Here is an 11,520-nt window from a genome sequence, read left to right on the forward strand (position 1 = left end):
AGCAAAATTCTGCACCGAGGCGGCGCTTGCAAGTCACGGAATGGATTCTATGGTCTGCGCCGCGTCGCTTCGCTCCTAGCTCCGCCATAGAATGACGAGGTTGGGGCGGCTTCAACCCATCCCCGGCGTTTGCGCTGATTTCACGGCAATGAACGGAGATCTTGCTCTAAGACAAACGGCAACCTCTCAACATCCCTATGTCGGGGAACCAGTTGAATATCTTAGCGCCTAGGATTCTTCTTGGCGCGAGAGCAGGCGCCGCAGCATCGGCTCGATGCGCGAAAGCTCGTCGAGATGCGCGGCCGACAGTTCGGCCAGGCGATCGTCGGCCAAAGGGGTAAGCTGCAGCAAGACGCGGCGGTGATCGGCCTTGTCCTGATCGCGTATCACCAGGCCTGCCTCGACAAGGCGGTTCACCAGTTCCACGGCGCTGTGGTGGCGGATGCGCAGCCGCTCGGCGAGATCGCCCACTGCCACCGGTCCGCCGCCTGGAAACCCCTTGATCGCCAGCAGCGCCTGGTGCTGGCGCGGCGTGAGGCCCGCCTCGTTGGCCTGTACCTGGCTGAATTCGAGAAAGCGGCGGATCAGATAACGGAACTGCGACAGCCGCTGGTAGTCGGCCTGGCTGATGGCGGGGCGTGGTTTCGGCGGCGTCATTTCCCGTCTTATGGTCTTTTCCTGCAAAAGCTCAACTGGCCGTCGCGATCCTTGTCCAAAATGACGCGGCGCAGCGATTGAAAACAGCCTTGCAGGTTTATATCGTGTTGCGATATGAGGCCACCTGAAACCGGACGCTCTTCGCGCCGTCAGAAAGTTCAGGCTCCCAAAATGAAATCCGCTCGTGCCGGCAACGGCCATCTTCGCGACTTCACGACCGACCCGCGCGTGCTGTTTATTGCAGCCATCGCCGTGGTGGTGGCGACCGCCGGGCTCTTCGCCGGCATCGTGCTCCTGCAGCTCATCCGGCTTGCCACCAACATCGCCTATTTCGGCCAGTTCTCGCTGGCCGAGCTAAGGCTCGAGGACACGCCGCTTGGGCTGGCCGCCGTGATCGTGCCGGTGATCGGCGCGCTGATCATCGGCCTGATGGCGCGCTTCGGCAGCGAGAAGATCCGCGGCCACGGCATTCCCGAAGCCATCGAGGCAATCCTGCTCGGGCGCTCGCGGCTCGATGCCAAGGTCGCGGTGCTGAAGCCGCTATCGTCGGCAATCTCGATCGGGTCGGGCGGACCGTTCGGCGCCGAAGGCCCGATCATCATGACCGGCGGCGCCATCGGCTCGCTGATCGCGCAGATGCTGCCGGTCAGCGACAATGAGCGCAAGACGCTGCTGGTGGCGGGTGCAGCGGCCGGCATGACGACCGTGTTCGGCACGCCGATCGCCGCCATCATGCTTGCGGTCGAACTGCTTTTGTTCGAATGGACGCCGCGCAGCTTCATCCCGGTTGCCGTCGCGGCAATCGTTGCGGAAGTCGAACGCAGCCTGCTTCACCTGCCGAGTCCGATCTTTCCGTTCTCGGGCAGCATGGATCCGTCGATCGCCGGGCTGGGCGGCTGGGTGCTTATCGGCATTGCCGCCGGACTTCTTTCAGGACTGCTGACGCAATTGGTCTATGCCTGCGAGGACGCCTTCCTGAAGCTGCCGATACACTGGATGTGGTGGCCGATGATCGGCGGCCTGGTGGTCGGCATCGGCGGACTTATCGAGCCGCACGCGCTCGGCGTCGGCTATGACAACATCGCCAACATGCTCGACGGTCGCACCGTCGCCACCGCCGCGCTGCTGCTTCTGGTGGTGAAGGCCGTCATCTGGTCGGTTGCGCTGGGATCCGGGACCTCGGGAGGCGTGCTGGCGCCGCTGCTCATCATGGGCGGCGCGATGGGCGCGGTGCTCTCGGGCATCTTGCCTGAGGCAAGCCCCGGATTCTGGCCACTGCTGGCGATGGCGGCGACGATGGGCGGCACCATGCGCGCGCCGCTGACCGCGACCTTTTTCGCCACCGAGCTCACCGGCAACACGCATGTGCTAGTGCCGCTGATCGCGGCCTGCGCCACCGCGCATGCGGTCACCGTGCTGTTGATGAAGCGCTCGATCCTGACCGAGAAAGTCGCGCGGCGCGGGCACCATCTCGTGCGCGAATATCGCGTCGATCCTTTCGCCCTGACCAGGGTCAAGGAAGTGATGACGACCAAGGTCGAGAGCGTGCCGGGAACGATGACGCTGCATGGCGCGGCAACCTTCCTGACCGCTCCGGACACGCGGCATCCGAGCTTCCCGGTCATCGATGAAGCGGGGCATGTGCTCGGCGTCATCGATCCGCCGGCGATCCTGCGCTGGCGCCGTAACGGCAAGCACCGCAAGGCGACGCTGGGCGAGCTGCTCGCCGGCAGCAAGATCACGCTGGCCTATCCGGACGAATATCTGGAAGCGCTTTCCGACAAGCTGCTCACCGCCAATGTCTCGCATCTGCCGGTCGTCTCACGCGAGGATGAACGGCTCGTCGGCTATATCGGCTGGAAAGACATGATGCGGGTAAGGTCGAAAAAACAGGCGGAGGAGCGCGATCGCACAGCATTGCTGAGCTTCGGCGCGAAGCGCAAGACGCAACAAAGCATCAGCGATAGCGCGGTCTAGGACGCGGCGCCGCCGCGTTTGGCCCAGGCCAGCACATAGAGCCTCAGCGCGGATGACAGGTTCGCGTCGCGGGTCCGAGTCTCATCGATCTCTGCGACCAAGGCCGCGAGTGATAGCGAGCGCTCGGCGGCGATGGCGATGAGGTCGTCATAGAAGGGCTGTTCCAGGGAAAAGCTTGTGCGGTGACCGCGGATCGTTACCGAACGTTTCTCGACCGCGGCCATTGCAGGACTCAGCGCTCGCCAGGGTCGTCGGGTTTTTCCCGACGATGGCCGGCTACGAATTTCTCGGCCTTCTGCGATGTCAGCCTGTCACGCTCGCGCTCTGTCTTCGAGCGGCCGTGCAGCGCCCGGTTCTCGCCGGCCCGGCGTTCCTTCTCGGTGCGCGCTTTCTGCTTGCGGGCCTGGCGGAGATTGATGACCTCGCCCATGGCGCCGGGCTACTTCTTGCGGAAGGCGTCGAGCGAAACGACGTCGGCGCCCTTGGCGCCTGTCTCGGCGACCGCCTGCTTCTTTTCGGCCTCGGCGGCCTTCTTCTTGGTTTCCGCCTTCTTCTCGGGGACGACGGCGACCGGCTCGGGGGCCGGAGCGACGGCCTCGTCTTCGGCGCTTTCCGTCTTGACGTCGAATTCGAGCTCGAAATTGACCGACGGATCATAGAAGCCGCGCACGGCGGAGAAGGGGATTTCGAGCTTTTCCGGCACGTCGGAGAAGGAAAGCCCGACCTCGAAGCCGGCATCCGTCACCTTGAGGTCCCAGTACTGGAACTGGATGACGATGGTCATCTGCTCCGGATAGCGCTCGCGCAGCCTGGACGAGATGCGCACGCCCGGCGCGCCGGTCAGGAAGGTGATGAAGAAATGATGATTGCCCGGAAGGCCGGTGCGCGCGACCTCGGCCAGGACCTTGCGCATGACGCCGCGCAGAGCCTCCTGGGCCAGAATGTCGTAGCGGATGTGGTCGTCGGCCATCTGATGGTCGGGTTCCGTTGAATCGTCCGCATAGCTGTAATCAAGCTTGAGCGCGGCGTAAACCGCATATAGGCGCAAAGCCGCGAGGCCAAGAGGGGTGTCGGCGATTTGATGGCTCAGGCGTGAGCGAGCGCAGCCTGTTTGCCGGCCGGCGATTTCCTTCTGGCGAAGGCGCCGAGAAAGGTCCGCACGCCGTTCGTGGCCGAGCGCAGCACCTCTTCCTCGGTGGGCACGCCGCCCAGCATGAAAGTGATCTGAAGCTCGGCGTTGACGAGGGCGAAGAACTGACGCGCCGCGACGTCGGGGTCGCCGATCGACAAGTGGCCGGCGAAGGCAAGCCGGGCAAAGCGCGCGGCAAGCGCCGACCAGGTACGGCCCGGGCCTTGCTCGCGCCATTCGGCAAACAGCTCCGGACAACGCTCGCCTTCGGCCTGGATCAGCTTGCGCAGGAAACGGCCATCGCGGTTGCAGATGCAGTTGCGGTTCATGCGCACGGCGAAGGCGACAAGGTCGGCTTCCAGGTTCGTCGGCTGGTCGGGGAAGCTGGCGATGGTGGCGAAGATGCCGGCATTGCAGCGCTCCGTCAGGTCGCGCACGACGGCGACGAACAGCTTTTCCTTGTCGCCGTGATGGTTGTAGACGGTCTGCCGCGAAACGCCGGCCTCGGCCGCGATCAGGTCGATATTGGCGCCGGCATAGCCTTCGCGGCAGAAGACGGAAGCGGCAGCGTCAACCACCGATACGCGCTTGGCCTCGTGGCTGCGTGGCGGGAAAGTGTCAGGAGAAACGCCGGGCTTCATGAAAATCTATATAGCGGCGATTGACGAATTGGACAAGCCTGTCTAAATTTGTGGACACAATAAAGGAAGCCCGCACGGAAGGGGCGAAGAAATTCGCCCTTGGACGTAGGATTTCCGCGGGATGGAACGTCCTGGGTTCAGACGCCGGCATTTTGCGGCGGCAACCAGATCCGAAAGAGCCTTATCATGAGTCCCAAATTCCTCCGCATCGCGGTCGTGCTCGGCTTGTTGTCCGCGATCGGCCCATTTGCGATCGATATGTATCTTCCCGCGCTGCCTTCGATCGGCCAGGACCTGCATGCCGGCACTGCCGCCGTGCAGATGAGCCTTCTGATCTTCTTCCTGTCGATGGGTTTTGGGCAGATCGTCGTCGGCCCGATCTCCGACATGGTCGGCCGCAAGGCGCCGCTTTATGCCGGCCTCGCGCTGTTCATGGTCGGCGGCGTCGGCTCGGCGATGGCGCCGACCATCGAGTGGCTGATCGCCTTCCGCTTTCTGCAAGGGCTTGGCGCCAGCGCCGGAATGGCGGTGCCGCGCGCCATCGTGCGCGACCTGCACACCGGCAACGAGGCCGCCAAGCTGATGTCGCTCTTGATGCTGGTCTTCTCGGTGTCGCCGATCCTGGCGCCGCTGACCGGCAGCCAGATCATCGAGAGCTTCGGCTGGCGCGCCGTGTTCTGGACGGTGACGGGCGCGGCCGCCTTGGCCACCATCCTGCTTGCCACCTCGCTCAAGGAGACGCGGCCCGTCGAAGAGCGCGCCGGCTCATCCTTCGGCACGGCGCTTGCCGGCTACCGCTACCTGATGGGCGACCGCAACTTCCTCGGCCTCGTGGCTATCGCCGGCTTCGGCATTGCGAGCTTCTTCGTCTATCTGTCGAGCTCGTCCTTCATCCTGATCGACCATTACGGCCTGTCGCCGTCGGTCTACAGCGTGTTCTTCTCGATCAACGCGGTCGCGTTCATCGGTATGTCGCAGCTGACCGGCTTGCTGGCCGACCGCTTCGGGTTGAAGCGCGTCGTCTGGGTGGCGGTCACCGGCTATGCCACGGTGATGGTGGCGCTGTTTGCGATCATGGCGTCCGGCGTCGACCGGCTCGACGTGATGGCCGCGCTGCTTTTTGTCGGCTACGGTTTCCTCGGCCTCGTCATCCCCACCACCTCGGTGCTGGCGATGGAAGAGCATGGCGAGATCGCCGGCACGGCCTTGGCGCTGATGGGCACGCTGCACTTCGCCATCGGCGCGCTGGCGATGGGTGTCGCCGGCCTCTTCTTCGACGGCACGCCGCTGCCGATGGTGGCCGGCATCGCGCTGTGCGCCGTGATCTCCTTCACTCTGGCCAAGCTAACGCTCGGCCGCGCGCGGGAAGCGGTCGAAGCGCCGGCGGAGTAGGACAGCCGTTGAGAAGATAGAAAGGCCGGGTTGCTCCCGGCCTTTTTCATGTGCCTCGCGAAGCTGTTTGATCGAGGGCGAAGCGCACCCGTTCATCGACCGGAGCGAGAGGCAACGGTACCAGGTCGTAGCCGAGCTCCGCATAGAGGTCAGCACGAAAAATCGATCGGTATCGTTTTGCATCGCCTGTCCATGGATGATGGGCGGCAAGGCTGTGCCCGCGCATCAGGCACCGGTCGGTTTATTGGGAAGAACCAAGGAGGGGGAAGGTGGAGGTTTCTGTTGCCAGGTACCTCCGAACCCCGCCTAGAAGTGCGAACCCCTAGGGCTTGATTTGAAGCGTTCGCGCCGCATTAAGCAGCGAGACGAGCTTCCGCATAGTTGTCGTTGGCAACTATAAGTTTAGCCCGATAACGGTGGTACAATGCCGGGCAAAAGTACGATCTTTACACCTTCGTCGATCCTATTTCGCCCCCAGCAAAAGCCGCTCCGTCAGCCAGAGCGGTTTTTGGTGGAGGCGCCGGGTACCGCCCCCGGGTCCGAACGGCTTATTTCATCGCCTGTTTATCGCCATAGTCGGTCAAGCCGACGAACCGTATATAGGGAGCGGCGAGGGAAAAATAAAGGCCAAAACCGGCGCTTATCCGGTTGTGCCAAACGGCAGCCAAGGGTTGACTTGCGCGCCTACTCAATCAAATCTCGCTCCCGGTGAGGAGTCTCTGACCTAGCGCACAGGTTGCGCGGCGCGCCACAACCCTCATCGACCGGATCCGTGGCGCCGACGAGGGGAAGTTTGATGGCCGACTATCTTGCGGATGTGAAGAAATATGATGCCGGCGCCAGCGCCGACGCGGTCGATAAGATCGTCAAGCATCTGGGCATTGCGCTCAGGAACCGCGATTCCTCGCTGGTGTCCTGCACCGACCCGAAGGAACTCGACCGCGTGCGGGAGAACTGGATCGGCAAGAAGCTCGGCATCGCCGATGCCGCAAAGGCCAACGCCTCGATCGAGAAGACCTGCAAGGCGATGCAGGCCGACAACACCAAGAGCCGCGTGACCTTCTATTACCTGGTCGCGAAGGATCTCGGCAAACTCGGCTCCCTCTGACGGTCGCGCGTCGGCTGGCGAAGACTGGCGCGGCAAGGCTGTCGCGTCGGATTTGAATTTACGTCACGGGGCGTCGGCGCTGCCCCTCATTTGGCTGCCGCCATCTTCTCCCCGTATAGTGACGGGGAAAGGGACTGTCTTAGGCGGTTTCGCCAACCGTCAGCGTCGCAAGAAACGCTGCAGCGCGGCAGCCTCCCCGTCACTGTACGGGGAGAAATGCCCGGCAGGGCAATGAGGGGCGGCGCAAACGTTTGGAAGTGTAGTGGTGCACAGGCGCTTGGCGCCGTTTTGGTGTGTCCGGACACCTGGCTATCGGTTATTATCGGCTATTACTCGAATCGAGGCAGAGCCGATGCGCCAATATCTCGACCTGTTGAAGCATGTGCTGGAGAATGGCATCGATCGCGGCGACCGTACGGGTACCGGCACGCGCTCCGTGTTCGGCTACCAGATGCGCTTCGACCTTTCGCGCGGCTTTCCGGTTACGACCACGAAGAAGCTGCATCTGAAGTCGATCATCCATGAGCTTTTGTGGTTTCTGGCCGGCGACACCAACATCAAATATCTCAACGATCATGGCGTCACCATCTGGGACGAATGGGCCGACGAGAATGGCGATCTCGGGCCGGTCTATGGCAAGCAGTGGCGCTCATGGCCGGACGGGCATGGCGGCGAGATCGATCAAATTGCGGGCCTTTTGAAGGAGATACGCAAGAATCCCAACTCGCGCCGGCTGATCGTCTCGGCCTGGAACCCGGCCGAAGTCGAGGCGATGGCGCTGCCGCCCTGCCACTGCCTGTTCCAGTTCTATGTCTCGGAAGGCCGGCTTTCCTGCCAGCTCTACCAACGCTCGGCCGACGTCTTCCTCGGCGTGCCGTTCAATATCGCTTCCTATGCCTTGCTCACCCTGATGGTGGCGCAGGTAACCGGGCTGAAGCCCGGCGAGTTCGTCCACACACTCGGCGATGCGCATCTTTATTCGAACCATTTCGAGCAGGCGCGCGAGCAGATGCGGCGCACGCCCAAGGCCTTGCCGACGATGTGGGTCAATCCGGAGGTGAAGGACCTCTTCGCCTTCCGCTTCGAGGATTTCCGCCTCGAGAATTATTTCGCGGACGCGAGTATCAAGGCGCCTATCGCGGTGTGAGCCAGCTTCGGCTCAATCGATGCCAACCGTGACGTCCGAGGCCTTGATCACCGCATAGGCCTGCTTGCCCTTCTCGATCACGAGGCCGGCGACCGCTTGGTGATTGACGCGGTGACGATGACGCCGCCGCCGATGTCGATCCTAACATGCGAAGTGGTGGCTTCCCTGACGATCTCGGTCACCTCACCTTGAGGATTTTGCGGGCGCCGATCTTATGCGTCTCTCCTTGAGCTTCGCCCTTCCTTTTCGCATTCACCGCAGGCTGAGATCGCGCCGGCGCACAATGCCGTGACAGGTGAAAAGCCTTCCCTTGTTGTGTTCATGCGGATATATCGGTCCAAGGCTTTTGGCGGTACGGATTTGGAAAGCAGGGAGAAACTTCATGACTGGCAAGGGTTTCGGGTTGAAGGCAGCCGCCGTTGGCGGCCTGGCGGCAATGCTGATGGCGGCGGTGCCGGCGGCCCATGCCGACGACAAGGTGGTGGTGTTTGCCGCGGCCAGCCTCAAGGACGCGCTCGACGCGGTCAACAAGGCCTGCGAGCCGGAAGTCGGCGAAGCAGCGACCATTTCCTACGCGGCGAGCTCGGCGCTCGCCAAGCAGATCGAAGGCGGCGCGCCGGCCGACATCTTCGTCTCGGCCGACCTCGACTGGATGAAATATCTCTCCGACAAGAAGCTGACCAAGCCTGATACCGAAGTGAAGCTGCTTGGCAACCAGATCGTGCTGGTGGCGCCGAAGGATTCCGCGGTCGAGACCAAGGTCGAGAAGGGCTTCGACCTCGCCAGGCTGATCGGCGACGGCAGGCTTGCCATGGGCGATTTCAAGGCCGTGCCGGCCGGCAAATACGGCAAGGCGGCGCTGGAATCGCTGGGCGTCTGGTCGTCGGTCGAGGGCAAGATCGCGCAGGCCGAGAATGTGCGTGCAGCTCTCAAGCTGGTGTCGACCGGCGAGGCGGCTCTGGGCATCGTCTACGCCACCGACGCGCATGCCGAAAAGGGCGTCAAGGTCGTCGGCACCTTCCCGGAAGATTCGCATCCGCCGATCGTCTACCCGATTGCCCAGACCGCCGATTCGAAGGACAAGGATGCGGCGGCCTTCCTGAAATGCGTCGAGTCGGCCAAGGCCGCCGACCTGTTCAAGGAGCAGGGCTTCACGGTTCTCGCACCGAGCAACTGAGAAAGACCGCGCAAACACAATCATGAACTGGCTGCTGGACCTCACTCCCGACGAATGGAATGCGGTGCGGCTGTCGATCAAGGTGGCGACGGTGGCGATGATCGCCAGCTTGCCGCCGGGCATCCTGATCGCGCTCCTGCTCGCGCGGGGGCGTTTCTGGGGCAAGACGCTGCTCAACGGGCTAGTGCATCTGCCGCTGATCCTGCCGCCGGTGGTGACCGGCTATCTGCTCTTGCTCACCTTCGGCCGGCGTGGTCCGGCCGGCGCCTTCCTTGCCGAGCATTTCGGCATCATCTTCTCGTTCCGCTGGACGGGCGCGGCACTGGCCTGCGGGGTCATGGGCTTTCCGCTGATGGTCCGGGCCATCTGGCTCTCGATCGAGGCTGTCGACCGCAGAATCGAAGCGGCGGCCGGCACGCTCGGCGCCAATCCGCTCTGGGTGTTCGCCACCATCACACTGCCGCTGATCCTGCCCGGCCTGATCGCGGGAGCAATCCTTTCCTTCGCCAAGGCGATGGGCGAATTCGGCGCCACCATCACCTTCGTCTCCAATATCCCCAACGAAACGCAGACGCTGCCCTCGGCGATCTACACCTTCACGCAGGTGCCGGGTGGCGATGAAGGCGCGCTCAGGCTGACGCTGATCTCGATCGTCATCTCGATGGCCGCGCTCATCGCCTCGGAAGTGCTGGCGCGGCGGGTCGGCCGGCGGATGGACATCGAATGACGCTCTCGGCCGACATCAGCCATCGCCTCAGCGATTTCGCCGTGGAAGCCCGTTTCGAGAGCGCCGGCCGGCTGACGGCGCTGTTCGGGCCGTCGGGTTCGGGCAAGTCGACGCTGATCAACCTGATCGCCGGCCTGATCCGTCCGGACAAGGGGCGTATCTCGGTCGACGGCAATGTGCTGGTCGACACCGCCGCGCGCATCTTCGTGCCCATGCACAAGCGGCGCATCGGCATGGTGTTCCAGGATGCGCGGCTGTTCCCGCATATGAGCGTGGCCGGCAATCTGCGCTACGGTCGCTGGTTCACGCCGTCTTCCGAGCGCTACGCCAAGATGGATGCGGTGGTCGACCTGCTCGGCATCGGTCACCTGCTCGACCGGCGGCCGGCGAAACTGTCGGGCGGCGAAAGGCAGCGCGTCGCGATCGGCCGCGCGCTGCTTGCCAGCCCGAAACTGCTTCTGATGGACGAACCGCTCGCCTCGCTCGACGAAGCGCGCAAGGCCGAGATCCTGCCTTACATCGAACGGCTGCGGGACGAGACGAAGATCCCGATCGTCTATGTCAGCCATTCCGTCGCCGAGGTGGCGCGGCTGGCGAGCGACGTCGTGGTGCTTTCGCAGGGCAAGGTCGCGGCCGCGGGGCCGACCGAGGCGATCATGCGGCGGCTCGACCTGTTGCCGGCGGAGGAGCGCGGCGAGGGCGGTGCGGTGCTCGACACCAAGGTGCTGCGTCACGACGAGGTCTTCGGCATGACGGTGCTTGCTTCGCAGGCCGGCGAAATCCGCGTGCCGAAACTGGCGAGGGCGGCGGGCGCTCCAGTGCGCATCCGCATCCGCGCCCGCGACGTGATGGTCGCCACCGAGAAACCCGCCGGCCTCAGCGCGCTCAATATCCTGTCGGGAACGATCGTCGGCATGAAGCCGGGCGAGGGGCCCGAGGTCGAGATCGGCATCGATTGCCATGGCGCGGTTGTGATCGCGCGGATCACCGAGCAATCGCGGCAAGCGCTTGGCCTCAAGCTGGGAAGCCAGGTCTTCGCGGTCATCAAGACGGTGAGCTTCGATCGCGCAAACACCGGCGCCGGCCTGCCGGCCGAAGTCGGCGTTTGAGGTTCTCGATCATGTCGCTATGTATATTTGGAATAGCGCTTCCTTTCCATAGGGACTATTGTCGTGCCGTGGAATCCGAGGAGATGAAATGCCGTCGCTCAGCCTGCGGATAAATCTCGACCCCGATGGCCGGATCGGCCCGGGCAAGATCGAATTGCTGGAGCAGATCGCCGCCTTCGGCTCGATCTCGGCTGCGGCGCGCGGCATGGAGATGTCCTACAAGCATGCCTGGGATCTGGTCGAGGACATGAACCGCGTGTTCGGCAAGCCGCTGGTCGCGGCGCAGACCGGCGGCCGCAAAGGCGGCGGCGCGCAACTGACATCGGCGGGTTTGGCGGTCGTCAGCCGGTTTCGCGCCATAGAGCGCGCCGCTTCATCGGCCGCCGCCGTCCATATGCAGGCCCTGCAGGCGGAGATCGATGCTGGAGTAGGGGAGTAGGGGAGTAGGGGAGTAGG

At 63.6% G+C, this 11,520-nt stretch carries 13 protein-coding genes, 1 other RNA gene and 1 pseudogene; 8 read left to right on the forward strand and 7 right to left on the reverse strand.

What is annotated here, in order from left to right; all coding sequences use genetic code 11:
* Positions 1-228 precede the first annotated feature (228 nt).
* The gene (locus FJ425_RS31095; RefSeq protein ID WP_140626862.1) at positions 229-657 is read right to left on the reverse strand and encodes a helix-turn-helix domain-containing protein; all 429 of its coding nucleotides are present in this window, start codon (positions 655-657) and stop codon (positions 229-231) included.
* Positions 658-828: 171 nt separating this feature from the next.
* On the opposite strand from FJ425_RS31095, the gene FJ425_RS31100 reads away from it, so the two are divergent.
* Complete coding sequence (locus tag FJ425_RS31100) at positions 829-2,634, forward strand: chloride channel protein (RefSeq protein WP_140727871.1); 1,806 nt, start codon at positions 829-831, stop codon at positions 2,632-2,634.
* Here FJ425_RS31100 and FJ425_RS31105 read toward each other — a convergent pair.
* The 4 genes from FJ425_RS31105 to FJ425_RS31120 all read right to left on the reverse strand — a co-directional run bounded on the left by FJ425_RS31105 (position 2,631) and on the right by FJ425_RS31120 (position 4,404).
* The gene (locus tag FJ425_RS31105) at positions 2,631-2,858 is read right to left on the reverse strand and encodes a ribbon-helix-helix domain-containing protein (protein ID WP_140727872.1); all 228 of its coding nucleotides are present in this window, start codon (positions 2,856-2,858) and stop codon (positions 2,631-2,633) included. The two genes, FJ425_RS31100 and FJ425_RS31105, sit on opposite strands and share 4 nt — an antisense overlap.
* A gap of 8 nt (positions 2,859-2,866) precedes the next feature.
* On the reverse strand, positions 2,867-3,064 hold the full coding sequence (locus FJ425_RS31110; RefSeq protein ID WP_140626866.1) for a DUF4169 family protein: 198 nt from the start codon (positions 3,062-3,064) through the stop codon (positions 2,867-2,869).
* Positions 3,065-3,073: 9 nt separating this feature from the next.
* Positions 3,074-3,604: an SspB family protein gene (locus FJ425_RS31115; RefSeq protein ID WP_140545386.1), complete on the reverse strand. Its 531-nt coding sequence runs from the start codon at positions 3,602-3,604 to the stop codon at positions 3,074-3,076.
* 116 nt (positions 3,605-3,720) lie between these two features.
* Positions 3,721-4,404, reverse strand: a complete 684-nt coding sequence (locus FJ425_RS31120) for a TetR/AcrR family transcriptional regulator (protein WP_140626867.1) — start codon at positions 4,402-4,404, stop codon at positions 3,721-3,723.
* A gap of 186 nt (positions 4,405-4,590) precedes the next feature.
* Between FJ425_RS31120 and FJ425_RS31125 the strand changes: the two genes are divergently transcribed.
* Positions 4,591-5,796: a multidrug effflux MFS transporter gene (locus tag FJ425_RS31125; RefSeq protein WP_140727873.1), complete on the forward strand. Its 1,206-nt coding sequence runs from the start codon at positions 4,591-4,593 to the stop codon at positions 5,794-5,796.
* A 268-nt stretch (positions 5,797-6,064) separates the two neighbouring features.
* Here FJ425_RS31125 and ssrA read toward each other — a convergent pair.
* Positions 6,065-6,425, reverse strand: a transfer-messenger RNA (tmRNA) gene (ssrA, locus tag FJ425_RS31130).
* 167 nt (positions 6,426-6,592) lie between these two features.
* Here ssrA and FJ425_RS31135 point away from each other — a divergent pair.
* Both FJ425_RS31135 and FJ425_RS31145 read left to right on the forward strand, forming a co-directional pair.
* Positions 6,593-6,904: a DUF2853 family protein gene (locus tag FJ425_RS31135; RefSeq protein WP_042644091.1), complete on the forward strand. Its 312-nt coding sequence runs from the start codon at positions 6,593-6,595 to the stop codon at positions 6,902-6,904.
* 352 nt (positions 6,905-7,256) lie between these two features.
* Entirely contained in the window at positions 7,257-8,051 is a 795-nt protein-coding gene (locus tag FJ425_RS31145; protein ID WP_140626869.1) for a thymidylate synthase, read from the forward strand.
* 12 nt (positions 8,052-8,063) lie between these two features.
* Here the strand turns inward: FJ425_RS31145 and FJ425_RS31150 are convergent.
* Positions 8,064-8,233 (reverse strand): annotated as a pseudogene (locus tag FJ425_RS31150) (TOBE domain-containing protein).
* 200 nt (positions 8,234-8,433) lie between these two features.
* On the opposite strand from FJ425_RS31150, the gene modA reads away from it, so the two are divergent.
* From modA to FJ425_RS31170, 4 genes are all read left to right on the forward strand, one after another.
* A complete protein-coding gene (modA, locus tag FJ425_RS31155) occupies positions 8,434-9,228 on the forward strand; it encodes a molybdate ABC transporter substrate-binding protein (protein WP_140727874.1) in 795 nt (264 codons plus the stop codon).
* A gap of 22 nt (positions 9,229-9,250) precedes the next feature.
* Positions 9,251-9,955, forward strand: coding sequence for a molybdate ABC transporter permease subunit (gene modB / locus FJ425_RS31160; protein ID WP_140727875.1), 705 nt, complete (start codon positions 9,251-9,253; stop codon positions 9,953-9,955).
* A complete protein-coding gene (gene modC / locus FJ425_RS31165) occupies positions 9,952-11,064 on the forward strand; it encodes a molybdenum ABC transporter ATP-binding protein (RefSeq protein WP_140727876.1) in 1,113 nt (370 codons plus the stop codon). Before modB ends, modC begins: the two co-directional genes overlap by 4 nt.
* Positions 11,065-11,152: 88 nt before the next feature.
* The gene (locus FJ425_RS31170; RefSeq protein ID WP_140727877.1) at positions 11,153-11,503 is read left to right on the forward strand and encodes a winged helix-turn-helix domain-containing protein; all 351 of its coding nucleotides are present in this window, start codon (positions 11,153-11,155) and stop codon (positions 11,501-11,503) included.
* The last annotated feature ends 17 nt before the right edge of the window (positions 11,504-11,520 follow it).

Origin of the sequence: Mesorhizobium sp. B2-7-2 (assembly GCF_006440775.1) — a bacterium.
GTDB lineage: Bacteria > Pseudomonadota > Alphaproteobacteria > Rhizobiales > Rhizobiaceae > Mesorhizobium.